Annotated in this window: 32 protein-coding genes and 1 pseudogene; 1 reads left to right on the top strand and 32 read right to left on the bottom strand. The window is 70.9% G+C overall.

The features are described 5' to 3' along the window. Positions 1-187: 187 nt before the first annotated feature. From glmS to FF36_RS35350, 5 genes are all read right to left on the bottom strand, one after another. Positions 188-2,161, bottom strand: a complete 1,974-nt coding sequence (gene glmS / locus FF36_RS07310) for a glutamine--fructose-6-phosphate transaminase (isomerizing) (protein WP_044884220.1) — start codon at positions 2,159-2,161, stop codon at positions 188-190. Positions 2,162-2,264: 103 nt separating this feature from the next. Next, the gene (gene glmM, locus FF36_RS07305; protein WP_044884219.1) at positions 2,265-3,629 is read right to left on the bottom strand and encodes a phosphoglucosamine mutase; all 1,365 of its coding nucleotides are present in this window, start codon (positions 3,627-3,629) and stop codon (positions 2,265-2,267) included. A gap of 115 nt (positions 3,630-3,744) precedes the next feature. Beyond that, the gene (gene rpsI / locus FF36_RS07300; protein ID WP_044884218.1) at positions 3,745-4,152 is read right to left on the bottom strand and encodes a 30S ribosomal protein S9; all 408 of its coding nucleotides are present in this window, start codon (positions 4,150-4,152) and stop codon (positions 3,745-3,747) included. 93 nt (positions 4,153-4,245) lie between these two features. Continuing rightward, complete coding sequence (gene rplM / locus FF36_RS07295) at positions 4,246-4,689, bottom strand: 50S ribosomal protein L13 (RefSeq protein WP_009740497.1); 444 nt, start codon at positions 4,687-4,689, stop codon at positions 4,246-4,248. A 593-nt stretch (positions 4,690-5,282) separates the two neighbouring features. Beyond that, the gene (locus FF36_RS35350; RefSeq protein WP_157871706.1) at positions 5,283-5,456 is read right to left on the bottom strand and encodes a hypothetical protein; all 174 of its coding nucleotides are present in this window, start codon (positions 5,454-5,456) and stop codon (positions 5,283-5,285) included. A gap of 39 nt (positions 5,457-5,495) precedes the next feature. On the opposite strand from FF36_RS35350, the gene FF36_RS07290 reads away from it, so the two are divergent. Next, on the top strand, positions 5,496-6,749 hold the full coding sequence (locus FF36_RS07290; protein ID WP_044884217.1) for a hypothetical protein: 1,254 nt from the start codon (positions 5,496-5,498) through the stop codon (positions 6,747-6,749). Positions 6,750-6,830: 81 nt separating this feature from the next. Here FF36_RS07290 and truA read toward each other — a convergent pair whose 3' ends face one another. The 27 genes and pseudogenes from truA to rpsS all read right to left on the bottom strand — a co-directional run bounded on the left by truA (position 6,831) and on the right by rpsS (position 22,909). After that, positions 6,831-7,727 (bottom strand): tRNA pseudouridine(38-40) synthase TruA, encoded by an 897-nt coding sequence (gene truA / locus FF36_RS07285; protein ID WP_236705496.1) that lies wholly within the window; start codon positions 7,725-7,727, stop codon positions 6,831-6,833. 206 nt (positions 7,728-7,933) lie between these two features. Continuing rightward, positions 7,934-8,551: a 50S ribosomal protein L17 gene (gene rplQ / locus FF36_RS07280; protein WP_044884216.1), complete on the bottom strand. Its 618-nt coding sequence runs from the start codon at positions 8,549-8,551 to the stop codon at positions 7,934-7,936. 117 nt (positions 8,552-8,668) lie between these two features. Continuing rightward, positions 8,669-9,718 carry a DNA-directed RNA polymerase subunit alpha gene (locus FF36_RS07275; protein WP_044884215.1) on the bottom strand — a complete coding sequence of 350 codons (1,050 nt, stop codon included), beginning with the start codon at positions 9,716-9,718 and terminating at the stop codon, positions 8,669-8,671. Positions 9,719-10,021: 303 nt separating this feature from the next. Then, positions 10,022-10,651, bottom strand: coding sequence for a 30S ribosomal protein S4 (rpsD, locus tag FF36_RS07270; protein WP_044884214.1), 630 nt, complete (start codon positions 10,649-10,651; stop codon positions 10,022-10,024). 95 nt (positions 10,652-10,746) lie between these two features. After that, complete coding sequence (gene rpsK, locus FF36_RS07265) at positions 10,747-11,151, bottom strand: 30S ribosomal protein S11 (protein ID WP_009740503.1); 405 nt, start codon at positions 11,149-11,151, stop codon at positions 10,747-10,749. Positions 11,152-11,232: 81 nt separating this feature from the next. Continuing rightward, positions 11,233-11,613 (bottom strand): 30S ribosomal protein S13, encoded by a 381-nt coding sequence (rpsM, locus tag FF36_RS07260; RefSeq protein ID WP_009740504.1) that lies wholly within the window; start codon positions 11,611-11,613, stop codon positions 11,233-11,235. 204 nt (positions 11,614-11,817) lie between these two features. Then, positions 11,818-11,893: pseudogene (gene rpmJ / locus FF36_RS07255) on the bottom strand (50S ribosomal protein L36); the annotation flags it as partial. Positions 11,894-12,010: 117 nt separating this feature from the next. Next, positions 12,011-12,232, bottom strand: coding sequence for a translation initiation factor IF-1 (gene infA / locus FF36_RS07250; RefSeq protein ID WP_006541558.1), 222 nt, complete (start codon positions 12,230-12,232; stop codon positions 12,011-12,013). 253 nt (positions 12,233-12,485) lie between these two features. Beyond that, the gene (gene map, locus FF36_RS07245) at positions 12,486-13,331 is read right to left on the bottom strand and encodes a type I methionyl aminopeptidase (protein ID WP_044884212.1); all 846 of its coding nucleotides are present in this window, start codon (positions 13,329-13,331) and stop codon (positions 12,486-12,488) included. A 166-nt stretch (positions 13,332-13,497) separates the two neighbouring features. Then, positions 13,498-14,151 (bottom strand): adenylate kinase, encoded by a 654-nt coding sequence (locus FF36_RS07240; RefSeq protein ID WP_044884211.1) that lies wholly within the window; start codon positions 14,149-14,151, stop codon positions 13,498-13,500. Next, positions 14,151-15,443: a preprotein translocase subunit SecY gene (gene secY, locus FF36_RS07235; protein ID WP_011602314.1), complete on the bottom strand. Its 1,293-nt coding sequence runs from the start codon at positions 15,441-15,443 to the stop codon at positions 14,151-14,153. Before secY ends, FF36_RS07240 begins: the two co-directional genes overlap by 1 nt. 254 nt (positions 15,444-15,697) lie before the next feature. After that, complete coding sequence (gene rplO, locus FF36_RS07230; protein ID WP_110431424.1) at positions 15,698-16,243, bottom strand: 50S ribosomal protein L15; 546 nt, start codon at positions 16,241-16,243, stop codon at positions 15,698-15,700. A gap of 2 nt (positions 16,244-16,245) precedes the next feature. Next, positions 16,246-16,431, bottom strand: coding sequence for a 50S ribosomal protein L30 (gene rpmD / locus FF36_RS07225; RefSeq protein WP_011602312.1), 186 nt, complete (start codon positions 16,429-16,431; stop codon positions 16,246-16,248). Further along, positions 16,431-17,039, bottom strand: coding sequence for a 30S ribosomal protein S5 (gene rpsE, locus FF36_RS07220; RefSeq protein WP_009740511.1), 609 nt, complete (start codon positions 17,037-17,039; stop codon positions 16,431-16,433). Before rpsE ends, rpmD begins: the two co-directional genes overlap by 1 nt. Positions 17,040-17,092: 53 nt before the next feature. After that, the gene (gene rplR, locus FF36_RS07215) at positions 17,093-17,467 is read right to left on the bottom strand and encodes a 50S ribosomal protein L18 (protein WP_044884210.1); all 375 of its coding nucleotides are present in this window, start codon (positions 17,465-17,467) and stop codon (positions 17,093-17,095) included. Between the two features lie 10 nt (positions 17,468-17,477). After that, the gene (rplF, locus tag FF36_RS07210) at positions 17,478-18,014 is read right to left on the bottom strand and encodes a 50S ribosomal protein L6 (RefSeq protein ID WP_044884209.1); all 537 of its coding nucleotides are present in this window, start codon (positions 18,012-18,014) and stop codon (positions 17,478-17,480) included. Positions 18,015-18,026: 12 nt separating this feature from the next. Continuing rightward, complete coding sequence (rpsH, locus tag FF36_RS07205) at positions 18,027-18,437, bottom strand: 30S ribosomal protein S8 (protein ID WP_044884208.1); 411 nt, start codon at positions 18,435-18,437, stop codon at positions 18,027-18,029. A gap of 146 nt (positions 18,438-18,583) precedes the next feature. Beyond that, positions 18,584-18,769 carry a type Z 30S ribosomal protein S14 gene (locus FF36_RS07200; RefSeq protein ID WP_011602308.1) on the bottom strand — a complete coding sequence of 62 codons (186 nt, stop codon included), beginning with the start codon at positions 18,767-18,769 and terminating at the stop codon, positions 18,584-18,586. Between the two features lie 4 nt (positions 18,770-18,773). Next, positions 18,774-19,358, bottom strand: coding sequence for a 50S ribosomal protein L5 (gene rplE / locus FF36_RS07195; RefSeq protein ID WP_044884207.1), 585 nt, complete (start codon positions 19,356-19,358; stop codon positions 18,774-18,776). Positions 19,359-19,396: 38 nt separating this feature from the next. Then, positions 19,397-19,723: a 50S ribosomal protein L24 gene (rplX, locus tag FF36_RS07190; RefSeq protein WP_085949702.1), complete on the bottom strand. Its 327-nt coding sequence runs from the start codon at positions 19,721-19,723 to the stop codon at positions 19,397-19,399. A gap of 2 nt (positions 19,724-19,725) precedes the next feature. After that, positions 19,726-20,094 (bottom strand): 50S ribosomal protein L14, encoded by a 369-nt coding sequence (gene rplN, locus FF36_RS07185; RefSeq protein WP_009740518.1) that lies wholly within the window; start codon positions 20,092-20,094, stop codon positions 19,726-19,728. A gap of 123 nt (positions 20,095-20,217) precedes the next feature. Continuing rightward, on the bottom strand, positions 20,218-20,526 hold the full coding sequence (gene rpsQ / locus FF36_RS07180) for a 30S ribosomal protein S17 (RefSeq protein ID WP_044884206.1): 309 nt from the start codon (positions 20,524-20,526) through the stop codon (positions 20,218-20,220). A 5-nt stretch (positions 20,527-20,531) separates the two neighbouring features. After that, on the bottom strand, positions 20,532-20,798 hold the full coding sequence (gene rpmC, locus FF36_RS07175) for a 50S ribosomal protein L29 (RefSeq protein WP_197537247.1): 267 nt from the start codon (positions 20,796-20,798) through the stop codon (positions 20,532-20,534). Then, the gene (gene rplP, locus FF36_RS07170; protein WP_009740521.1) at positions 20,798-21,214 is read right to left on the bottom strand and encodes a 50S ribosomal protein L16; all 417 of its coding nucleotides are present in this window, start codon (positions 21,212-21,214) and stop codon (positions 20,798-20,800) included. Before rplP ends, rpmC begins: the two co-directional genes overlap by 1 nt. A 3-nt stretch (positions 21,215-21,217) precedes the next feature. After that, complete coding sequence (gene rpsC, locus FF36_RS07165; RefSeq protein WP_044884205.1) at positions 21,218-22,210, bottom strand: 30S ribosomal protein S3; 993 nt, start codon at positions 22,208-22,210, stop codon at positions 21,218-21,220. After that, positions 22,210-22,635: a 50S ribosomal protein L22 gene (gene rplV, locus FF36_RS07160; protein WP_044884204.1), complete on the bottom strand. Its 426-nt coding sequence runs from the start codon at positions 22,633-22,635 to the stop codon at positions 22,210-22,212. Before rplV ends, rpsC begins: the two co-directional genes overlap by 1 nt. Beyond that, complete coding sequence (gene rpsS / locus FF36_RS07155) at positions 22,628-22,909, bottom strand: 30S ribosomal protein S19 (protein ID WP_009740524.1); 282 nt, start codon at positions 22,907-22,909, stop codon at positions 22,628-22,630. The genes rplV and rpsS overlap by 8 nt, the downstream gene beginning before the upstream one ends. Positions 22,910-22,994 lie beyond the last annotated feature (85 nt).

Genomic DNA, 22,994 nt, shown 5'->3' with positions numbered 1-22,994 from the left:
GAAGATCGCCGAAGGCGATCTGACGGAAACCCGGCAGCCACCCCGAGGCCAGGGCTCCCCGTGAAGCGCCGAAGGCCCCGCCGCCGATCCCAGGAAGATCGCCGAAGGCGATCTGACGGAAACCCGGCAGCCACCCCGAGGCCAGGGGTCCCCGTGAAGCGCCGAAGGCGCTTCACGGGGGTAGGCCCTATTCGACCGTGACGGACTTGGCGAGGTTGCGCGGCTGGTCGACGTCGAGGCCGCGGGCGAGGGCGAGTTCGCAGGCGAACACCTGTAGCGGCAGGGTCGTCACCAGGGGCGCGAACAAGGACGACGTCGCCGGCACGCGAATGAGATGGTCGGCGTAGGGCTCCACCGCGACGTCGCCGTCCTCGGCGATCACGATGGTCCGCGCGCCACGCGCCCGGACCTCCTGGATGTTCGAAACGATCTTGCCGTGCAGGTGCGCACGCCCGCGCGGTGAGGGCACGACGACGATCACCGGCAGGCCCGGTTCGATGAGCGCGATCGGCCCGTGCTTGAGCTCGCCGGCCGGGAACCCCTCGGCATGCATGTAGGCGAGTTCCTTGAGCTTGAGGGCCCCCTCCAGCGCCACCGGGTAGCCCACGTGGCGGCCGAGGAAGAGCACGGCCTTGGCGTCGGCCAGGCCACGGGCGAGCTCGCGGATCGGTTCGAGCCGGCCCAGCGTCCGCTCCACCAGGTCGGGCATCCGTTGCAGCCGTTCGACGTAGGCGGCGACCTCGTCGCCGTAGAGCACGCCGCGCACCTGCGCCAGGTACAGACCGACGAGCAGGCAGGCCGCGACCTGGCCGAGGAAGGTCTTGGTCGAGGCGACGCCCACCTCCGGCCCACAGCGGGTGTACAGCACCGCGTCGGACTCCCTGGGGATCGTCGACCCGTTCGTGTTGCAGATCGCCAACACCCGGGCCTTCTGCTCCCGGGCGTGCTTGACGGCCATGAGCGTGTCCAGCGTCTCGCCGCTCTGGCTGATCGCTATGACGAGGGTGGAGCGGTCCAGCACGGGATCCCGGTAGCGGAACTCCGAGGCCATCTCGACCTCGCAGGGCAGCCGCGTCCAGTGCTCGACGGCGTACTTCGCGATCAGGCCGGCGTGGTAGGCCGTCCCGCAGGCGACGATGAAGACCTTGTCGACGTCCCGGAAGTCCTGGGCGGACAGCCGCTCCTCGTCGAGGACGATCGCGCCGTCCGCGGACAGCCGACCCCGCAGGGTGTCGGCGAGCGCGGTCGGCTGCTCGTTGATCTCCTTGAGCATGAAGTACGGGTAGCCGCCCTTCTCCGCGGCGCCCGCGTCCCAGTCGACGTGGTACCGGCGCCCCTCGACGACCTCCCCGGCGAAGTCGGTCACGGTGACGCCGTCCCGGCGGGCCTCGACCACCTGGTCCTGGCCGATCTCCATCGCCTCGCGGGTGTGGGCGATGAACGCCGAGACATCGCTGGCGAGGAAGGCCTCCCCCGTCCCCAACCCGACGACCAGCGGGCTGTTGCGCCGGGCGCCGACGACCACCTCGGGAAAGTCGCGGTGCAGCACGACGAGGGTGAAGGCACCCTCCAGCCGGCGGCAGACACGCTGCAGCGCCACGGTCAGCGGGTGCGCTCCCGGCTCGGCGGTGCGGTCGGCCGGCACGCCGGGGCCGGGCGCGGGACCCGTGCCGGGGCGGGTCGGCCGGGGGGTGACGTCCTCCGGGACCGCCGCTGCCTGCGCGGCGGCGGCGTTGCCCAGTTCGACCTCCAGCAGGTGAGCGACGACCTCGGTGTCGGTCTCGCTCGCGAGCTCGTGCCCGATCGCCTCCAGCTCGGCGCGCAGCGCGGCGAAGTTCTCGATGATGCCGTTGTGGATGACGGCGATCGCGCCGGTGCAGTCGGTGTGGGGGTGGGCGTTGGCGTCGGTCGGGCCGCCGTGGGTGGCCCACCGGGTGTGCCCCATCCCGGTCGTCCCGGGCATCGGATCCGCCTCCGAGCCCTCGGACAGCAGCTTCTCCAGGTTGGCGAGCTTGCCGGCCCGCCGCGCCGTCCGCAGGGCCCCGGCACCGACGACCGCGACGCCGGAGGAGTCGTAGCCGCGGTACTCGAGGCGCCGCAGGCCGTTCAACGCGACGTCCAGGGCCGACTGGTCACCGACGTACCCGATGATCCCGCACATGCGACTCAGCGTACGCAGGTTCCCCGGGCGGGCGGACGTGGCCGGCCGTACACCTGGCGAGTTGTCCTGGCGTGGCCTCCCCGGCGGGTTCGGGCGGCCGGGCTCAGCGAGGGGCCGGCAACGCGGCGCGTACGACGGCCGCGAGGCGCTGGGCGGTGTCCCGCGCGACGGCGTCGGTCTCCGCCTCCACCATGACGCGGACCAGCGGCTCGGTGCCCGAGGGCCGCAGCAGCACCCGGCCGCCGTCGCCGAGCTCGGCCTCCGCCGCCGCGACGGCCGCCCGCAGCTCCGGTGAGGTGCCCACCCGGGTCCGATCGACACCGTGCACGTTGACGAGCACCTGCGGCAACCGGGTCATGGCCTTGGCGAGCTCACCGAGGGGCTGGCCGGTCTCGGCGACGCGGCCGAGCAGCCGCAGCGCCGTCAGCAGCCCGTCGCCGGTGGTGGCATGGTCGAGGAAGACGACGTGCCCGCTCTGCTCGCCGCCGAGCACGTAGCCGCCGGCACGCATCGCCTCCACCACGTACCGGTCGCCCACGGGCGTGGTCACGACGGTGATCCCGGCCTCGCGCATCGCGTGGTGGAAGCCCAGGTTCGACATCACGGTGACGACGACCGTGTCGTCGGCCAGTTCGCCGCGCTCGGCCAGGGCGAGCGCGCAGATGGCGAGGATCTGGTCGCCGTCGACGACGTCGCCGGCGGCGTCCACGGCGAGGCAGCGGTCCGCGTCGCCGTCGTGGGCGATGCCGACATCGGCGGCCTGTTCCACTACCGCCGCCCGCAGGCTGTCCAGATGGGTGACGCCGCTGCCATCGTTGATCGCCGCGCCGTCGCCGTCGGCGTGCAGCGCTACGACGTCCGCCCCGGCGGCGCGCAGCACCCGCGGTGCGAGCGCAGAAGCCGCGCCCTGGGCGCAGTCGACGACGACCCGCAGTCCGTCGAGCCGCACCGGAAGGGCGGCGAGCAGGTGGTCCGCGTAGCGGTCGAGAAGCCCTGGTTCGTCCCGGATCCGCCCGACGTCGGCGCCGACGGGTCGGGGGCCGGGTGGTTGTGCCATCCGCCCCTCGATGGCGTCCTCGACCTCGTCGGGGAGCTTCAGACCACCGGCGGCGAACACCTTGATGCCGTTGTCCGGCATGGGATTGTGGCTGGCGGAGAGCATCACGCCGAAGGTCGCGCCGCTGGCGGCGACCGCGTGTGCCACGGCCGGGGTCGGAGCGACACCGATGCGGGCAACGTCGGCACCCGAAGCGGCCAGACCGGCGACGACCGCGGCCTCGAGGAACTCCCCGGAAGGACGGGTGTCCCGGCCGACGACCACGAGCGGCCGGGGTCGCGCCGACCCGGCGGATCGGCCCGCCGCGCCCAGCAGTTCCACGGCCGCGGAGGCCAACGACAGCGCCTGCTCCGCGGTGAGGTCGACGTTCGCCACGCCCCGGACACCGTCGGTACCGAAGAGCCTCGTCACTGAGGTCCCCCATGAAGTCGAAGGTTCAGGCGGAGACCGAGGCGCGCACCGGCGGCACCCGTCCCCTCCGTGGAGGCGCCCACCGCGGGGACACGTCCACGGAGGAGACGCAAGGTTAGCGCTTGCTGTACTGCGGAGCCTTGCGGGCCTTCTTCAGCCCGTACTTCTTGCGCTCCTTGACCCGCGCGTCACGAGTCAGGAAGCCGGCCTTCTTGAGAGTAGGCCGTGACTCCTCCTCCGCTAGCGTCAGCGCGCGGGCGAGAGCGAGCCGAAGTGCGCCGGCCTGACCCGACACCCCGCCGCCGTGCAGCCGGGCGACGATGTCGTACGACTCGGCCTTGTCCAGCGCCTTCAGCGGCTCGTTGACGAGCTGCTGGTGCACCTTGTTCGGGAAGTACTCCTCCAGCGTCCGCCCGTTGAGCGTCCACTTCCCGTTGCCGGGGAGCAGGCGCACGCGGACGACCGCCTCCTTGCGCCGCCCGGTGGCGCGGGGGTTGCCCTGTACGTCGGTCACGACAGCCACGTCGCGTTCCTTCCTCGGTTGATGCGTGGTTCCCGTAGCCGGCGCCCGGGGCGGATCAACACCGCCCGCTGACCGGCTGGAGGAGGTCAGCGGTTACTGCGCGACCTGAATGATCTCGAACGGGGTGGGCTGCTGCGCGTCGTGCGGGTGCGTCGGCCCCGCGTAGACCTTCAGCTTGGTGCCCTGGGCGCGGCCGAGCTTGTTCTTCGGCAGCATGCCCTTGATGGCCTTCTCGATGATGATCTGCGGCCGCGTGTCGAGCAGCTCGCCGTACGAGGTGCTGCGCAGACCGCCCGGGAAGCCCGAGTGCCGGTGGTACTGGGCCTGCTGACGCTTGTTCCCGCTCAGCGCGACCTTGCCGGCGTTGACGACGATGACGAAGTCGCCGGTGTCGATGTGCGGGGCGAAGTACGGCTTGTGCTTGCCGCGCAGCAGCGCGGCGGCCTGGGTCGCCAGCCGACCGAGCACCACGTCGGTGGCATCGATGACGTGCCACACACGCTGGACATCCGCGGGCTTGGGCTGGTACGTGCGCACAGGTCTGCCTTCTCGTTCGGACGATCCCGCCTGGAACTCCGAGGGGCCTCGGGCGGATCTCGTCAAGAATGGTGAGCGCGCAGACGGGACGTGTCACGCGCAGCAGTCTTTGAGGTTACCAGGCGATCGGAGCGGACCGTCGAGCGGCCCGACCAGCCATCGCCGGCAGGATGCCAGCCGCACCACGCGTGCCCGACCCACCCGGCCCGTCGAAACCTCGCTGACTGGTCAGTGTATCGGGCGGACAGCGGGCGGGGCGCCCGCGCGGGGATGCCCGCAGACGGGCTGGCACCCTCTGGCGAGCTAGCTATTCTGGCCGAGATGACTGAATTGGGTGGCGAGGGACACGAGAGGCGTGCGGAGTCGGGCGCTCCGCGGCGCGACCGACCGGACCGCGCCGCCCGGTCGGACGACCCGACCGGTTCCGCCGGCAGGCCGTCCGGACCCGCGGGGGATGGCGCAGCGGCTCCCACCGGCGCGGCCGATCTGCCGAGTCCGGCGTCGGCCGGAAGTCAGGACCTGCGCGGTCGCTACGTCAGCTACGACGGTTGGACGCCCCCGAGCGACGATCCCCTGTTCGGCGGCCCACGCAGCTACGCGTTCTCGTTCGACCACCTCGCCGCCGCCGGCCCAGATCCGGACCCGGCCGGGTCGACCTCGTCCGAGGTCTCGACGCCCGAGTCGTCAGCGTCCGAGCAGCCTCGCACGAGCAGCCGTCGCACGAGCAGCCCTCGCACGAGCAGCCGTCGCACGAGCAGCCCTCGCACGAGCAGCCGTCGTACGGGTGGCCGTCGTCCGAGCGGCCGATGGCGGCTTACCCGGACCGGTCGGCCGCGCTACACAGCCCGACGGACGGCACCGGCGCGGCAGGGACGCGCCCGGGCGCTGCCACGGCGGCGTGGCCGGGCCGCCACGAACGTCCGGCGGCCCGGCCGGCCGCCGAGGCCGAGGACTTCGGGATACCGCGGCCAGGGACGGAGCACGCGCCGTCCGAACCGGCGAGCGGCTGGTCGATCCGGGGCTGGTCGGGCGCGCCCGGCCAGCTGACGGGCATCACTCCCCTCACCAACCCGAATCCCCTCATCAACCCGAATCCCCGGACCAACCCGAATCCCCGGACCGAGCCGAATCCCCGGACCGCCACCGGCTCCCCGACCGGCACGACCACCCCTTCCGCCTCGACCGACCTCGGCGACCTGGACGAGCAGGCAGCCGTCGACGGATACGCGGACGGGGACGGGTATCCCGACCGGGACGGGTATCCCGACGAGCCCGGCGGCGGGGAGCACACCGACGCCGGTCCTCCTTCCTCGGCCGAGAAGGGCGAGCGGCCTGGCCTGGCGGGCCGGGCCCGCGGTTCCCGGCGGCTGCTGGCCATCGTCGCCGGGGCCGTCCTGGTGCTCATCGCGGCCGTGGCGGCCGTCGCGTTGCGCGGCGGGGACGACAAGGGCGCCGCCGCGCCGCCCGCGACGGCCTCACTGCCGCCGATACCGGCGAACTTCCTCGACAGCGCCGCGGTCGACTCGGATCCGATAACCCCCGAGGAGTTCTTCCCCGAGCCGTCCGTCGCGGTCGACGGGCGGGGCTACCAGCGACTCGCCCGCAAGCTCGACTCCGGCTGCCCGAACCTCACCGGCGACCTGATCGGCCAGTTGAAGGCCCCGCACTGCCGGCAGGTGGTGCGCTCGCTGTTCCTCAGCCACCCCCAGCAGGGCGGACGGCAGGTACTCGCGGGAGCAACCGTGTTCTCCCTGGACACCAGCGCGACGGCCACCCAGGCCGCGCAGGTGCTCAACCAGGGCCGCGGCGGCATCGTGCCGCTGCCGATCCCGGCGGGCACGATCCAGAACGCGCAGATCACCGGGCCGGGCGGGAACAACTCCTGGCGCAGCGCGCTGAGCCGCGGGCACTACCTCGTCTACACCCAGATCGCGTACGTCGACGGCACCTCGGGCGCGGCCACCGACCCGGCGCTGCGCAACGCCCAGACCGACCTGGCCACGCTCGCCACCGAGCCGATGGGCGACCGGGCGGTGCTCGGGCACGGCCCGCGCCGCTGACGTTCCGGACCTTGCCGCCCACCACACCACCAGCCGGACGGCCGGGAGCGCCCGCCGGGAGACCGCCCTTCCCGGCGGACCTCAGCCGGACGGGGTGGTGGGCACGCGCACGGCCCGGGTGACCTCGGCCCGCGCCGCCAGCTCCGCGTCCGGGGGGTAACGCACCTCGACCAGCGTCAGTCCGTGCGCGGGGGCGACGGTGACAGCCGGATCCCGCAGTCCACGGTGCAGGACCGCGGCCGGCCACTGCGGCGGCCGGCGTCCCTCACCCACCGCCAGCAGCGCCCCGACGAGCGCCCGGACCATCGAGTGGCAGAAGGCGTCCGCCTCCACGTCGGCGACGATCACCCCGTCGGGGCGGCGCAACACATCGAGGCGAAGCAGGGTGCGCACGGTCGTCGCCCCCTCCCGCCGACGGCAGAAGGCCGCGAAGTCGTGCTCCCCGACCAGCAGCAGCGCCGCCGAGGCCATCGCCGGTACGTCCAGCGGCCGCGGCCAGGCGAGCGTGTCGAAACGCCGCAGCGGCTCGGCGCCGAACGGTGCGTCGGTGATGCGGTAGACGTAGCGCCGGGACAGCGCTGAGAACCGGGCGTCGAACCCGGCCGGGGCGGGGGCGAGGCCGGTGACCCGGACCGACCGGTCGAGGACACCGTTGAGCCGCCGGGCGAGCCCGCCGAGCGGCACGTCCGTGGGCAGGTCGACGTGGGCCACCTGCCCGGCGGCGTGCACCCCGGAGTCGGTGCGCCCGGCCACCGTCAGGCGCACGGCCGGCAGCCGGGCGACCCGGATGAGAGCGTCCTCCACGTCGCCCTGCACGGTCCGCTGGCCAGGCTGGCGGGCCCAGCCGGCGAACGGCGTGCCGTCGTAGGCGATGTCCAGGCGCAGCCGAACCAGGCCCGCCGCCCTCGCCGTCACGTCCGCCACGGCGCCGGGCACCGCGTGGGGCACGCACGGACCGGATCCCACGACATCGGACATCTGTCTCTCCCGGTACGGCGGCGCGCCGGTGGGGCACGACGCGGCGGACCCGACGGCACCCCGACGGGCACCCCGACGATGGAACGAACGCGGCGACATGAACGGCGAAGGCCCGCCGCCCATGATGGGCGGCGGGCCTTGCGGGAGCTACTGGCGGGACGCGGGCAGCGGCGGCAGTCCGCGTCCTCGACGAAGAATCGCCGTGGTCAGGACTTCGACTCGGCCGAATCGTCGTCGTCCGTCGCCTCGGCGGTGACCGCCGGCGACTCGGACGCCTGGGCAGTGGGGGTCTCCTCGGCGGCGGGGGCCTGCTCCTCGGCGGACTGCGCGGCCACGGCGGCGGCGGTCGGCGACTCGTTCGCCAGGTCCTCGGCGGCCTCGGCGGTGGCGCCGGTCGGCTTGCGCCGCTCGGCGAAGCGGGTACCGCGCGCGCGCTCGGCCTCGTCGACGGCCTGCTGGCCGACGGTCAGCGCCTCCACCAGCTCGATGCGGGCCAGCGGGGCGTTGTCACCCTTGCGGTTGCCGAGCTTGACGATCCGGGTGTAGCCACCGTTGCGGTTGGCGTACCGCGGGCCGATCTCGGTGAACAGGGTGTGCACCACCGAGTTGTCCCGCACGTGGCGCATGACGCGGCGCCGGGCGTGCAGGTCGCCGCGCTTGGCGAAGGTCACCAGCCGCTCGGCGTACGGGCGCAGCCGCTTGGCCTTGGCCTCGGTGGTGGTGATGCCGCCGTGCTCGAACAGCGCGGTGGCGAGGTTGGCCAGCAGCAGCCGCTCATGTGCGGGGCTGCCGCCGAGCCGGGCGCCCTTCGTTGGCGTGGGCATGATGAGTGCTCCTCGTTCCTTTCACTGTCCCGCCAGGCTGCCCGCCCGTAGGACGGCGGCATGCGCCACCGGAGGTCGTCGAGGGCCCCCGCCGGTGGGCGGGGGCCCTCGTGAAGGTCAGTACTGTTCGGTCTCGACGAACTCCGCGCCGTCGTCGGACGGGTCGGAGAACGCCGGGTTGTAGCCGTCGGTGCCGTAGGTGTCCACGGCCTGACGCGGGTCGAATCCGGGCGGGGAGTCCTTGAGCTGCAGGCCCATCGCGCCGAGCTTCGTCTTGACCTCGTCGATCGACTTCTGCCCGAAGTTGCGGATGTCGAGCAGGTCGGCCTCGCTGCGGGAGACCAGCTCGCCGATCGTGTGGATGCCCTCGCGCTTGAGGCAGTTGTAGGAGCGGACGGTCAGGTCCATCTCCTCGATCGGCAGCGCGAGGTCGGCCGCCAGCGCCGCGTCCGCGGCCGACGGGCCGATGTCCACGCCCTCCGCCTCGGCGTTGAGCTCCTGGGCCAGCCCGAACAGGCCAACCAGGGTCTTGCCGGCGCTCGCCATCGCGTCGCGCGGGGAGATCGACGGCTTCGTCTCCACATCGACGATGAGCCGGTCGAAGTCGGTGCGCTGCTCGACGCGGGTCGCCTCGACCTTGTAGGTCACCTTCAGCACCGGCGAGTAGATCGAGTCGATCGGAATCCGCCCGATCTCCTGGCCGGCCTGCTTGTTCTGGGCCGCGCTGACGTACCCGCGGCCCCGCTCGACGGTCAGCTCGATCTCGAGCTTGCCCTTGTCGTTGAGGGTGGCCAGGCGCAGCTCGGGGTTGTGCACCTCGACGCCGGCCGGCGGGGCGATGTCCGCCGCCGTGACCTCACCGGGGCCCTGCTTGCGCAGGTACATCACCGTCGGCTCGTCGTTGTCGGAGCTGACGACCAGTTCCTTGAGGTTCAGGATCAGGTCGGTCACGTCCTCCTTGACGCCGGGCACGGTGGAGAACTCGTGCAGCACCCCGTCGATGCGGATGCTGGTCACCGAGGCGCCGGGGATGGAGGACAGCAGGGTCCGACGCAGCGAGTTGCCGAGTGTGTAGCCGAAGCCCGGCTCCAGCGGCTCGATCACGAAACGTGACCGGAACTCGGAGATCGGGTCCTCGACGAGGGTGGGACGCTGAGCGATCAGCATGAGTACGTCCTTCCGACCACGGCGACCGCCATATGACGCCGTGTGGTGCGGGCTCCCGGGTCGGGAGCCGGCGGGTGGGACATCGGTCCGTTCCACCCGCGGGCCCGATGCCCGCCCGCCCACCCGCTGAACCACCCGGGCGGCGCACATGGCACCGGTTGTCGCTTCTCCAGTGTGCCTCGCCGCCACACGGCGGTGGCGGCGGGCACAGTGCCACCGACCCGGCGGCGGGAGGACGGCTCGCCCCGCCGCTGGCGAGCCGGCGGCCGAGCCACCTCCCGCCACCGGCGGGGGCGTCCGGAACTACTTGGAGTAGAGCTCGACGATCAACTGCTCCTGGACCTGGGTGTCGATGACCTGCCGGGCCGGCAGGGAGTGCACCAGGATCCGCATCTGGCTCGGGATGGACTCCAGCCACGCCGGGACGGCCCGGCCCTGGCCCGCGGTCTCCCGGGCGACGATGAACGGGGTGAGCTCCCGGGCCTTCGGCGCGATCTCGACGATGTCGTTCTCGCTGATCCGGTAGCTCGGGATGTCGACCTTGCGCCCGTTGACCTGGACGTGGCCGTGCCGGACGGCCTGGCGGGCGGCGTCGCGGGACGGCGCGAAGCCGCCCCGGTAGACGACGTTGTCGAGGCGCGACTCGAGGATCTTCAGCAGCTCGTCACCGGTCTTGCCGGCCCGCCGGTTCGCCTCGTCGTAGTAGCCCCGGAACTGCTTCTCCAGGATGCCGTAGATCCGCGCGCACTTCTGCTTCTCGCGCTTCTGCAGCAGGTACTCGGAATCCTTGGTGCGGCCCCGACCGTGCTCGCCCGGCGGGTAGGGCCGGATCTCGATCGGGCACTTCGGGGTGTCGCACTTGCTGCCCTTGAGGTACAGCTTCGTCTTCTCGCGGCGGCAACGCTTGCAGTCCGCGCCGGTGTAACGGGCCATCTAGTCCTTCTCTCTCGTCTCCTGGCGCGAACTCGAACGCGACGCCACGACTCCGGCCGGGACGCCGTCCCGGCCGCGATCGCCACGCCGCACGGTCACACCCTGCGCCGCTTCGGCGGGCGGCAACCGTTGTGGGGGGTCGGGGTGACGTCCTGGATCGCCCCGACCTCCAGGCCAGCGGCCTGCAGCGAGCGGATCGCGGTCTCCCGGCCGGAACCGGGGCCCTTCACGAACACGTCGACCTTGCGCATCCCGTGCTCCTGCGCCTTGCGGGCCGCGTTCTCGGCGGCCATCTGCGCGGCGAAGGGGGTGGACTTCCGGGAGCCCTTGAAGCCGACGTGGCCGGCGGAGGCCCAGGAGATCACGTTCCCGGTGGGATCGGTGATCGAGACGATCGTGTTGTTGAACGTGCTCTTGATGTGAGCGTGCCCGTGGGCGACGTTCTTCTTTTCCTTGCGCCGGACCTTCTTGGCGCCGGCGGCGCGAGTCTTGGGAGGCATCTTCGCGTGTGGTCTCCGTCTGCGAGGTCGTCGATCAGTGGTCGTCCGAGGCCGGGCCGAGCGGCCCGCCGGGCGCCCTGACTACTTCTTGCCGGCCTTCTTCTTACCGGCGATGGCACGGCGCGGGCCCTTGCGGGTGCGGGCGTTGGTGTGCGTCCGCTGACCGTGGACCGGCAGGTTCCGCCGGTGCCGGAGACCCTGGTAGCAGCCGATCTCCATCTTGCGGCGGATGTCCTGCTTGATCTCCCGGTTGAGGTCGCCCTCCACCCGGTAGTTCGCGTCGATCCACTCGCGCAGCCGGACGATCTCGTCCTCGCTCAGGTCGCGGACGCGGGTGTCCGGGTTGACCCCGGTGGCGGCGAGGGTCTCCCGGGAGCGGGTACGGCCGATCCCGAAGATGTAGGTCAGGGCGATCTCGACCCGCTTCTCGCGGGGGAGGTCGACGCCGGAGAGGCGTGCCATGTACGGATGTTTCCTTCCTGCAACCGGAGGTCTCGGGCGATGCCGCCCCGACCGGCGCAGTGCCGGCCGGGCCCCGGCCTCCGACCGGGGGTGAGACGTCCCGCGCGGGACGCCTGGCATCGCTTGGGTGCGGTGCTCCTCAGCCGGGCCGCGCGGCGCGCGTACGCGCGCCGCCGGCGGGGCGAGGCCCACCCGTCAGTGGCTTCAGCCCTGACGCTGCTTGTGACGCAGGTTGTCGCAGATGACCATGACACGCCCGTGGCGGCGGATCACCTTGCACNTGTCACAGATCTTCTTGACGCTGGGCTTGACCTTCACGGCTGTTGCGGACCTCCTGCGCAGCCGCGGGCCGCGCGTGGCGATGGGATGGTGGTACGGGCGATGTGGAGGAGATCGACTACTTGTAGCGGTAGACGATGCGGCCGCGAGACAGGTCGTAGGGCGAGAGCTCGACCACGACGCGGTCCTCCGGCAGGATCCGGATGTAGTGCTGACGCATCTTGCCGCTGATGTGGGCGAGAACGCGATGACCGTTCTGGAGCTCGACCCGGAACATTGCGTTCGGGAGCGGCTCCACCACACGGCCCTCGATCTCGATGGCCCCGTCCTTCTTCGGCATGTCCTCCGCTGTCCTGACGTCGACGACTGAATCGGCGGTTCGGCCGCGACCGGTCGAGCTGACCGGACATTCGTCCGGAAAGACCCAGGTCAGAGGCCCGGACCCCAGAAGGGACCACGGACCGCCAACCACACTGCCACCGACCGCAACTGCCACGTATCAGGACTGCTATCGACGCGGTGGAGCACACCGGCGTGAGGAGACCGCCAACTGAAGAGTGTACGTGGCCCATCCGTCAAGGGCCAACACAGGCTCAGCCGATGCCGGACGGGGCATCGGCGGGCTGCCCGCAGGCGACGCCGAGCGCGGCGAGTCGAGCGACCCCACCGTCGGGCTCGGTCAGCACCCAGGGGCCTCGCGAGGTGATCGCCACCGAGTGCTCGGTGTGCGCGGCGAGGCTGCCGTCCTGGGTCACGACGGTCCAGTCGTCGGAGAGCACGGTCGTGTCCGGCGAGCCCGTGGTGATCATCGGCTCGATCGCCAGCGCCAGTCCTTCGACCAGGCGGATGCCGCGGCCGGGCCGGCCGTAGTTGAGCACGTGGGGGGGCTGGTGCATCTCGGTGCCGATTCCGTGGCCGCCGTAGTGGTCGACGATGCCGTAGCCGTGCGGGCGGATGTGGCGCTCCACAGCGGCGCTGATGTCGGTGAGCTTGCCACCGAGCTGGGCGGCGGCCAGGCCGGCCCACAGCGAGCCCTCACAGGCCGCGATCAGGTCGAGGGCCTCGCGGGACACCTCACCGACCGGGACGGTGATCGCCGCGTCCCCGTGCCAGCCGTCCACGATCGCGCCGCAGTCGATCGAGATGATGTCGCCCTCGCGCAGCACCCGCCTGCGCGTCGGGATCGCGTGGACGACCTCGTTGTTGACCGAACTGCAGATCGACGCCGGGTACGGCGGCTGGGCATAGCCCTTGAACGAGGGGATTCCGCCGTCGCCGCGGATCGTCTTCTCCGCGAGCGCGTCGAGGTCCGCGGTCGTCACGCCGGGGGCGACCGCCTCGCGCAGCCGGGCGAGCGTCTTGGCGACGAGCAGGCCGGCCACCCGCATCTTGGCGATCTCCGCCGCGGTCTTGATCTGGACGTGCTCTCGTCGCGCCACGCTCTCGCCTCGGTCTGTGTCCGTGTCCTGATCCGATACCCGATGCTAACCGTCAACCCGATGGCGGCAGCACGGACGATCATCCGAACCGCCGACGCCCACCCCGAGGACCGACGCAAAACCGCCGCCCACCGCGAGAGCGGGCAGGCGCTGGGCGGCGGGCGTCTCAGTCCCCGTAGTGCCGCAGCGCGTCGAGCGCCCGATCGGTGACGTTGTCCACCGGGCCGGTGGCGTCGATGCCGATCAGGATGCCCTTCTCGGCGTAGTACGCCACCAGCGGCGACGTCTGGTCCGCGTACACCTCGAGCCGGTGGCGCACGGTCGCGGCCTGGTCATCGTCGCGCTGGAACAGGTCGCCGCCGCACCGGTCGCACAGGCCCTCGACCGACGGCGGGTCGAAGTCGAGATGCCAGATGTGCCCGCAGGCGCGACACGTCCGCCGGCCGGAGAGCCGCCGCACCACCTCGTCGTCGTCGACAACGAGCTCCAGGACCACGTCCAGGCGGGTTCCCATCCCGTCGAGCATCTGCCCGAGCACCTCGGCCTGGGGCACGTTGCGGGGGAACCCGTCAAGCAGGAAGCCCTTGACCGCGTCGTCCTCGGCGAGCCGGTTGCGAACCATCCCGATGGTGACCTCGTCGGGCACGAGGTCACCGGCATCCATGAAGGTCTTGGCCTTGACGCCCAGTTCGGTTCCCTGTCGCACGTTCGCTCGGAAGATGTCCCCAGTCGAGATCTTGGGGATGGACCGCGCCTGGGCAATGAACGCGGCCTGCGTACCCTTTCCGGCACCGGGCGGTCCCACCAGTACGAGGCGCACTACCGGAGGAAACCTTCGTAATTGCGGAGCATGAGCTGGCTTTCGATCTGCTTCACGGTTTCCAGCCCCACCCCCACCATGATCAGGACCGAGGTGCCCGCGAAGGGGAACGGCTGGTCCTTGGTCAGGTTCAACAGTGCCAACGGAAGGACGGTGATCACTCCGAGGAACAGCGAGCCGGGGAGAGTGATCCGGTCTAGTACGTGTTTGAGGTACTCCGCCGTCGGGTTACCCGGTCTGATCCCGGGGATGAACCCACCATACTTCTTCATGTTGTCCGCGACCTCCGTTGGGTTGAAGGTGATCGCAACATAGAAGTAGGTGAAGGCGATGATGAGTGCGAAGTACGTCACGAGGTAGAGCGGATGGTCCCCGCGAGAGAGATACCTCTGCTCGAAGTCCTGAAAGCCCTGGTTGCTCCACACCTGCCCGGCGAGCTGCGGGAGCTGGAGCAGGGAGGAGGCGAAGATAACGGGGATGATCCCGGCCTGGTTGACCTTGATGGGCAGGTAGGTGGAGGTGCCCCCGTACATCCGCCGGCCGATCAGCCGCTTCGCGTACTGGACCGGGATCCGTCGCTGGGACTGCTCGACGAACACCACGAAGACCATGATCGCGAGCCCCAGCAGAATCACCAGACTGAACACCACGCCGCCGGCGACCTGGAGGATCCGGCTGCCCTCGGAGGGAAGGCGCGCCGCGATCGAGGTAAAGATCAGCAGAGACATGCCGTTGCCGACGCCACGCGCCGTGATCAGCTCGCCCATCCACATGATGACCGAGGTACCGGCGGTCATCGTGATGACGATCGTCGCGACCCGGAACAGGCTCGTGTCCGGGATGATGGCGGCCGAGCAGCTCGGGAAGAGCCGTCCGCTGCGGGCCAGCGCCACGATGCCGGTCGCCTGCAGAACGCCGAGCGCGATCGTCAGGTAGCGGGTGTACTGGGTGAGCTTCTGCTCGCCCGAGCTGCCTTCCTTCTTGAGCTGCTCGAGGCGGGGGATCACGACGACGAGCAACTGGATGATGATGCTCGAGGTGATGTAGGGCATGATGCCCAGCGCGAAGATGGAGAGCTGGAGCAGTGCGCCACCGCTGAAGAGGTTGATCAGCGAGTAGACGTTGCTGCTGTCCGCGCTCGCGCTGTTGAGGCAGGTGTTGACCGCGCGGGTTGAGACGCCGGGCGACGGCATGACGCTGCCGAACCGGAACAGCACCACGATCCCGACGGTGAACAGCAGCTTCTTGCGCAGGTCAGGAGTGCGGAATGCCCGCGTGAAGGCGGTGAGCACGGCTCCTCCTGCTGGGATTGCGGACCGACGGGGAGTGGACATCCTGCCCTGTGCGGAGCGCCTACGGCGGCCGGCGGCCGACGTCGGTTAGGCGACTGTAACAGGACACCCGGTCCACTCGTCCGGACATCACGCCCAGTAAGCAGCGGTGGCCGGGAAGAACCAGTCTGATGCCGGTGCGCGCCGCCTGTTGCGCGGGCTGCCCGGACAAGCAGGGCGAGGGACGGCCGTGGGGCCGCCCCTCGCCCGGGGTCTCAACTCTGGGTGACGCTCCCGCCGGCAGCCGCGATCTTCTCCCGCGCGGATGCCGAGAACGCGTCGGCGCTGACGTGCAGCGCGACGTCGATGTCGCCGTTGCCCAGCACCTTCACCGGCAGCTTGGCGCGCACGGCCCCCTTGGCCACGAGGTCGGCCTTGGCCACCTCGCCGCCCGCAGGGAACAGCTCGGCCAGCGTGGACAGGTTCACCACCTGGTACTCCACCCGGGCCGGGTTGCTGAAGCCCTTGAGCTTGGGCAGCCGCATGTGCAGGGGCATCTGGCCACCCTCGAACCGGGCGGGCACCTGCTTGCGGGCCTTGGAGCCCTTGGTGCCACGACCGGCCGTCTTGCCCTTGGAGCCCTCACCGCGACCGACGCGGATCCGGCTGCGGTGGGCGCCGGGCGCCGGACGCAGGTGATGCACCTTCAGGCCACGGCCACGCTCGGTCTGCGCCGAGCCGGCGTCGCCCTTGGCGGTCTCACCGTTGGGGGTCTCGCCCTTGGGGGTCTCGCCCTTGTCGGTCTTGGTCAGTTCGGCCATGGCTAGGAGTCCACCTCCTCGACCCGGACAAGATGGGTCACAGTCCTGATCATCCCGCGAACCTCGGGACGGTCGTCACGGACGGTTGTGGCGTTGATCTTCCGCAGGCCGAGGGTCCGGAGCGTGGCCCGCTGGTTGTGGGTGCCGCCGATCCCCGAACGGATCTGCGTGATGCGCAGCTTGGCCATCACACACCGGCCCCGGCCGCGCGGGCGCGCAGCATGGCCGGCGGGGCGACGTCCTCGAGCGGCAGACCGCGTCGGGCCGCGATCTCCTCGGGCCGCATGAGGCCGCGCAGGGCGGCCACCGTCGCGTGCACGATGTTGATCGGGTTCGACGAGCCGAGCGACTTCGACAGTACGTCGTGCACACCGGCGCACTCCAGCACGGCGCGCACCGGACCGCCGGCGATCACACCGGTACCGGGCGAGGCCGGCTTGAGCAGGACGACGCCCGCCGCCTCCTCACCCTGCACCGGGTGCGGGATCGTCGAGCCGATCCGGGGCACCTTGAAGAAGTGCTTCTTGGCCTCCTCGACGCCCTTGGCGATGGCGGCGGGGACCTCCTTGGCCTTGCCGTAGCCGACGCCGACGGTCCCGTCGGCGTCACCGACCACGACGAGGGCCGTGAAGCTGAAGCGACGACCACCCTTGACGACCTTGGCGACGCGGTTGATCGCGACGACCCGCTCGACGTAGGCGTTCTTCTCCTGGGCCGGGCCGCCGCCCGACCGGTCCCGGCGTTCCCGACGGTCCGAGCCGCCGGACCCGCCGCCGCGGCGCTGCTGGCCTGGCATCTACAACATCTCCCTGTGCTGGCTGTACTGGGTGGCTTGGGGCTGAGCGGTCATCAGAAGTCCAGCCCGCTTTCCCGCGCCGCATCCGCGAGCGCGGCGATGCGACCGGCGTAGGTCCGGCCGCCGCGGTCGAACACGACCGCGTCGATCCCGGCCGCCTTCGCCCGCTGGGCGACCAGTTCGCCGACCTTGCGGGCCTGGGCCGACTTGTCGCCCTCGCCACCGCGCAGGGTGACGTCCAGGGTGGACGCCGAGGCGAGCGTGTGGCCGGCGGCGTCGTCGATGACCTGGGCGTAGATGTGCCGCGAGGACCGGGTGACGACGAGCCGGGGGCGGGACTGGGTGCCCGCCACCTTCTTGCGCACGCGGACATGCCGACGGAGCTTCGCGGTCCGCCGACGCGCGCTGGCGCCGAGGCTCACTGCCATGATCTATCTCCTACTTCCCGGTCTTCCCGACCTTGCGGCGGACGACCTCGCCCTGGTAGCGCACGCCCTTGCCCTTGTACGGGTCGGGCTTGCGCAGTCCGCGGATCTTCGCGGAGACCTCACCGACCAACTGCTTGTCGATCCCGTGGACCACGAAGCGGGTCGGGGTCTGCACCTCGAAGCGGATGCCCTCGGGGGCCTTGACCGGGACGGGGTGGCTGTAGCCGAGCGCGAACTCCAGGTCGGAGCCCTTCGCCTGGACGCGGTAACCGACGCCGACGATCTCCAGGGTCTTGGAGTACCCGGTGGTGACGCCGGTGACCATGTTGGAGACCAGGGTGCGGGTCAGGCCGTGCAGCGAGCGGGACCGGCGTTCGTCGTCCGGGCGGGTCACGACGAGCTGACCCTCCTCCCGGTTGACTCCGATCGGCTCGACCACGACGTGGCTCAGGGTGCCCTTGGGCCCCTTGACGGTAACGGTCGCCCCCTCGACGGTGATGTCGACACCGCTGGGGACGGGAATGGGCAGGCGCCCGATCCGAGACATCGCTCGCCTTCCTTACCAGACGTAGGCGAGGACTTCCCCGCCCACGCCCCGCTTGCCCGCCTGCTTGTCGGTCAGCAGCCCCGACGAGGTGGAGATGATGGCAACGCCCAGTCCCCCGAGCACCCTGGGGAGGTTCGTCGCCTTGGCGTAGACCCGCAGGCCCGGCTTGCTGATGCGCTTGATCCCGGCGATCGAACGCTCGCGGTTCGGGCCGTACTTCAGATCGATGACCAGGGAGTGGCCGACGCCGCCAGCCGAGGTCGCGTCCTCGACGTGCCAGCTGGAGATGTAGCCCTCCTGCTGGAGGATCTCGGCGATGTGGGTCTTGATCTTGCTGTGGGGCATCACCACTCGGTCGTGGTAGGCCCGGCTGGCGTTGCGGACACGCGTGAGCATGTCCGCAATCGGGTCGGTCATCGTCATGGCTTGACGCCTTTCTCACGGCGGTTCCCGCCGGCGCCGGGGATCGTCCCCGGCAGCCGTCGTGTGGGCCTGCCGCGATCGGGGGGAGGTGCGGAGGTGGAGCGGTCTATCGGGAAGCTCCCGTGTCTACCGAGAAGCTCCCGTGTCTACCAGGAGCTCTTGGTGATGCCGGGCAGCTCGCCGCGGTGCGCCATCTGCCGCAGGCAGACCCGGCAGAGTCCGAAGACCCGGTACACGGAGCGGGAGCGGCCGCAACGCTGGCAGCGCGTGTAACCGCGCACCGCGTACTTCGGCTTGCGGTTCGACTTCTCGATCAGTGCCTTCTTGGCCATCTGTCTAGTTCTCCCGGAAGGGGAAGCCCAGCGCCCGCAGGAGCGCCCGGCCCTCGTCGTCGGTGGTCGCGGTGGTGACGACCGTGATGTCCATGCCCCGAACCCGGTCGATCCGGTCGATGTCGATCTCGTGGAAGATCGACTGCTCGGTGACGCCGAACGTGTAGTTGCCCGCGCCATCGAACTGCTTCGGCGACAGTCCGCGGAAGTCACGGATGCGCGGCAGCGCGATGGAGACCAGGCGGTCGAGGAACTCCCACATCCGGTCGCCGCGCAGGGTCACCTTCGCCCCGATCGGCATTCCCTCGCGCAGCTTGAACTGGGCGATGGACTTCTTCGCCCGCCGCACGGCCGGCTTCTGGCCGGTGATCGCGGCAAGGTCGCGCACGGCGCCGTCGATGAGCTTCGCGTCCCGGGCGGCGTCGCCGACGCCCATGTTGACGACGACCTTCACGACGCCGGGGATCTGCATGACGTTGCGGTAGGAGAACTCCTCCCGCAGCGTCGTGGTGATCTCGTCGCGGTACCGCTGCTTGAGCCGTGGGACCGGGCGAGCACCGGTGGTCCGGTCTTCGGTGGTCACAGTCATTTGATCTCGATTCCCAACTGCTCGACTGCTCGCTCGGCCTACAGCTCGGCGCCGGTGCGCCGGGAGATGCGGACCTTGGTGCCGTCCTCGTTGATGCGGTACCCGATCCTGGTCGGCCGTCCGTCCGACGGGTCGACGATCATCACGTTGCTCACGTGGATCGGCGCCTCCTGGGTGACGATGCCCCCGGACTGCGAGCCCCGCGCGCTCTGCTGGACGCGGGTGTGCCGGGTGATCCGGTTCGCGCCCTCGACGAGGACCTTGTTCTGCTCGGGGTAGGCCCGGATGACCTTCCCCTTCAGTCCGCGGTCCTTGCCGGTGATGATCTGGACCGTGTCACCCTTCTTGATCTTCAAAGTGGCCACGGTCACAGCACCTCCGGCGCCAGCGAGATGATCTTCATGAACTTCTTGTCACGCAGCTCCCGGCCGACCGGCCCGAAGATGCGGGTGCCCCGGGGGTCACCACCGTCCCGGATAAGCACCGCCGCGTTCTCGTCGAAACGGATGTAGGAGCCGTCCGGCCGCCGGCGCTCCTTGGTGGTGCGCACCACGACCGCCTTGACCACGTCGCCGCGCTTCACGCCGGCGCCGGGCAGGGCATCCTTGACCGTGCCGACGATGATGTCGCCGATCCCCGCGTAACGACGCCCAGAGCCGCCAAGCACCCGGATGCAGAGAATCTCCCGCGCTCCGGTGTTGTCGGCGACCCGAAGTCGCGACTCCTGCTGAATCACTTTCCGCTCCTGATCACCCGGTACCGCTGATCAACCGGTACTGCATCGGACCCGGTCACCCGGGCGCCGGGGGCTGGTTCGCCCACGGGGCCGACTTGCCCCTGGGGCTTCCTCGCCCCGGAACTACTTGGCCTTCTCCAGGACCTGCACGACCCGCCACCGCTTGGTGGCCGACAGCGGCCGGGTCTCCATCAGCAGCACGCGGTCGCCGACACCGACGGTGCCGTGCTCATCGTGCGCCTTGACCTTCTTCGTCCGGCGGATCGTCTTGCCGTACAGCGGGTGCTGCACGCGGTCCTCGACCGCGACCACGACGGTCTTGGTCATCTTGTCGCTGACCACGAGGCCCTCGCGGACCTTGCGGAAGCCGCGGTCCGCGACCGCCGCCTCGGTGTTCTGCGAAGCCTCCTGGGAGGCCGTCTCGTCTGCCACTGCCCTCACGCCCGTTCCGACTGCGTCGCGTCATCGTCCGCCGCACCGGCGACCAGCGCCGGATCGCCGGTGATACCCAGCTCCCGTTCGCGCATCACCGTGTAGATCTTGGCGATGTCACGCCGCACGGCACGCAGCCGCCGGTTGTTGGAAAGCTGCCCGGTCGCCGCCTGGAACCGGAGGTTGAACAGCTCCTCCTTGGCCTCCCGGAGCTTGTCGACGAGCTCGTCGCCCGACAGGCTCCGCAGCTCGTCCGCGGTAGCGACAGCCATCACGCACCACCTTCACGAACCACGAAACGGCACTTCATCGGCAGCTTGTGGATCGCGCGCCGCATCGCCTCCCGGGCCACGGGCTCCGCGACTCCGGACAGCTCGAACAGCACCCGGCCCGGCTTCACGTTCGCGACCCACCACTCGGGCGAGCCCTTGCCGGAACCCATCCGGGTCTCGGCGGGCTTCTTGGTCAGCGGGCGGTCCGGGTAGATGTTGATCCAGACCTTGCCGCCACGGCGGATGTGGCGGGTCATCGCGATACGCGCCGACTCGATCTGCCGGTTCGTCACGTAGGCCGACTCCAGGGCCTGGATCCCGTACTCGCCAAATGTGACGCGGGTTCCGCCCTTGGCCGCACCGGTCCGCCCGGGGTGGTGCTGCTTGCGGTGCGCGACCTTCCGGGGAATCAGCATGATCTATTCCTCCGCCTTCTCCGGAGTGCCCGTCGTCGCGGCGGCGGCCGGCGTGGCGGCCGACTCGGTCGCGGCGGTGGCGGGCGCGGTCGGCTCGGCCGCCGGGGCCTGCGACGGCGCGGCCTCGGGCGCGGTGGTCTCGGGTGCGGTCGACTCGGGTGCGGTCGTCTCAGGTGCAGCGGTCTCGGGAGCAGCGGTCTCGGGAGCCGGCGCGTTCCCGCCGCGCCCCCGGCGCTCGCTGCGCGCCGCGGCGCGACCGGCGTCGGTACCGCCCTGCGTGGTGCCGGACGAGCCGGAACGCGGCCCGCGGCGCGGACGGTCCCGACGGGTCTGACGCTGCAGCGCCTCCTGCGCCTCGCGCTCGGCCCGGCTCTGGACAATGTCGCCCTTGTAGATCCAGACCTTCACGCCGATGCGGCCGAAGTTCGTCCGGGCCTCGTAGAAGCCGTAGTCGATGTCCGCCCGCAGGGTGTGCAGCGGCACCCGGCCCTCGCGGTAGAACTCCGACCGGCTCATCTCGGCGCCGCCGAGGCGACCCGAGCACTGGACCCGGATGCCCTTGGCGCCGCCCTTCATCGCCGTCTGCATCGCCTTGCGCATGGCGCGGCGGAAGCTGACGCGGCTGGAGAGCTGCTCGGCCACGCCCTGGGCGACGAGCTGCGCGTCGACCTCGGGGTTCTTGACCTCGAGAATGTTGAGCTGCACCTGCTTGCCGGTGAGCTTCTCCAGGTCGCCGCGGATGCGGTCGGCCTCGGCCCCGCGGCGTCCGATCACGATGCCCGGGCGCGCGGTGTGGATGTCCACCCGCAGTCGACCCTGGGTCCGCTCGATGTCGACCCGGCTGATACCGGCCCGCTCCATGCCCCGCGACATCATCTTGCGGATCTTCACGTCCTCGCCGACGTACGCCTTGTACTGCTTGTCGGCGTACCAGCGGGAGGTGAACTCCGAGGTGATGCCAAGCCGGAACCCGTGCGGGTTGACCTTCTGTCCCACTACCGGGCCCTCCTAGTCGTCTTCGCGCCCCGACCGGCCGCGGAGACCGGCTCCCGGCTCTCCACCACGACGGTGATGTGGCTGGTGCGCTTGCGGATCCGGTAGGCCCGGCCCTGGGCGCGGGGCCGGATGCGCTTGAGCGTCGGCCCCTCGTCCACGTAGACCTCACCCACCCACAGGGTGGCGGGGTCGAGGCTGTGGTTGTTCTCGGCGTTCGCCGCGGCGCTGGCGACGACCTTGTAGACGTCGTCGCTGGCCGCCTGGGGGGCGAACCGGAGGATGTCCAGCGCCTCGCTGACCGACCGGCCGCGCACCAGGTCGACGACCCGGCGAGCCTTCGTCGGCGAGACCCGCACGTAGCGGGCCGACGCCTTGGCGCCCGGCAGGCCGGCGCGGGTCACGCCCTCGACGAGATCGTCAGCCACGGCGCGACCTCCGGTCCTCCTTGACGTGGCCGCGGAACGTCCGGGTCGGGGCGAACTCGCCGAGCTTGTGCCCGACCATGCCCTCGGTGATGAAGACCGGGACGTGCTTGCGGCCATCGTGCACGGCGATCGTGTGCCCCAGCATGTCGGGGATCACGGTGGAGCGCCGCGACCAGGTCTTGATGACGTGCTTGGTGCCCTTCGAGTTCTGCACGTCCACCTTCTTGAGCAGGTGGTCGTCGACGAACGGGCCCTTCTTCAGACTGCGTGGCATGGCTGTGTCTCCTCCTTCCTGCTCAGATCCGGTGGGTACGGGGGGCGGACGGCGGGCTCACGGGCGCCGGGGTCCGGGTGCGTGA

This window comes from Frankia torreyi (assembly GCF_000948395.1).
Classification (GTDB): Bacteria; Actinomycetota; Actinomycetes; order Frankiales; family Frankiaceae; genus Frankia; species Frankia torreyi.
This window is presented reverse-complemented; position numbering and strand designations above follow the sequence as displayed.

Coding starts and splice junctions, on each gene's coding strand:
- glmS (WP_044884220.1), bottom strand. CDS start 2,161: ATGTGCGGGATCATCGGGTACGTCGGTGACCAGTCGGCCCTGGACGTC.
- FF36_RS07290 (WP_044884217.1), top strand. CDS start 5,496: ATGGCGGCTTACCCGGACCGGTCGGCCGCGCTACACAGCCCGACGGAC.
- truA (WP_236705496.1), bottom strand. CDS start 7,727: ATGTCCGATGTCGTGGGATCCGGTCCGTGCGTGCCCCACGCGGTGCCC.
- rplQ (WP_044884216.1), bottom strand. CDS start 8,551: ATGCCCACGCCAACGAAGGGCGCCCGGCTCGGCGGCAGCCCCGCACAT.
- FF36_RS07275 (WP_044884215.1), bottom strand. CDS start 9,718: ATGCTGATCGCTCAGCGTCCCACCCTCGTCGAGGACCCGATCTCCGAG.
- rpsD (WP_044884214.1), bottom strand. CDS start 10,651: ATGGCCCGTTACACCGGCGCGGACTGCAAGCGTTGCCGCCGCGAGAAG.
- rpsK (WP_009740503.1), bottom strand. CDS start 11,151: ATGCCTCCCAAGACTCGCGCCGCCGGCGCCAAGAAGGTCCGGCGCAAG.
- rpsM (WP_009740504.1), bottom strand. CDS start 11,613: ATGGCACGCCTCTCCGGCGTCGACCTCCCCCGCGAGAAGCGGGTCGAG.
- infA (WP_006541558.1), bottom strand. CDS start 12,232: ATGCCGAAGAAGGACGGGGCCATCGAGATCGAGGGCCGTGTGGTGGAG.
- rplO (WP_110431424.1), bottom strand. CDS start 16,243: ATGGCCGAACTGACCAAGACCGACAAGGGCGAGACCCCCAAGGGCGAG.
- rpmD (WP_011602312.1), bottom strand. CDS start 16,431: ATGGCCAAGCTGCGCATCACGCAGATCCGTTCGGGGATCGGCGGCACC.
- rpsE (WP_009740511.1), bottom strand. CDS start 17,039: ATGCCAGGCCAGCAGCGCCGCGGCGGCGGGTCCGGCGGCTCGGACCGT.
- rplR (WP_044884210.1), bottom strand. CDS start 17,467: ATGGCAGTGAGCCTCGGCGCCAGCGCGCGTCGGCGGACCGCGAAGCTC.
- rplF (WP_044884209.1), bottom strand. CDS start 18,014: ATGTCTCGGATCGGGCGCCTGCCCATTCCCGTCCCCAGCGGTGTCGAC.
- rpsH (WP_044884208.1), bottom strand. CDS start 18,437: ATGACGATGACCGACCCGATTGCGGACATGCTCACGCGTGTCCGCAAC.
- FF36_RS07200 (WP_011602308.1), bottom strand. CDS start 18,769: ATGGCCAAGAAGGCACTGATCGAGAAGTCGAACCGCAAGCCGAAGTAC.
- rplE (WP_044884207.1), bottom strand. CDS start 19,358: ATGACTGTGACCACCGAAGACCGGACCACCGGTGCTCGCCCGGTCCCA.
- rpmC (WP_197537247.1), bottom strand. CDS start 20,798: ATGGCTGTCGCTACCGCGGACGAGCTGCGGAGCCTGTCGGGCGACGAG.
- rplP (WP_009740521.1), bottom strand. CDS start 21,214: ATGCTGATTCCCCGGAAGGTCGCGCACCGCAAGCAGCACCACCCCGGG.
- rpsS (WP_009740524.1), bottom strand. CDS start 22,909: ATGCCACGCAGTCTGAAGAAGGGCCCGTTCGTCGACGACCACCTGCTC.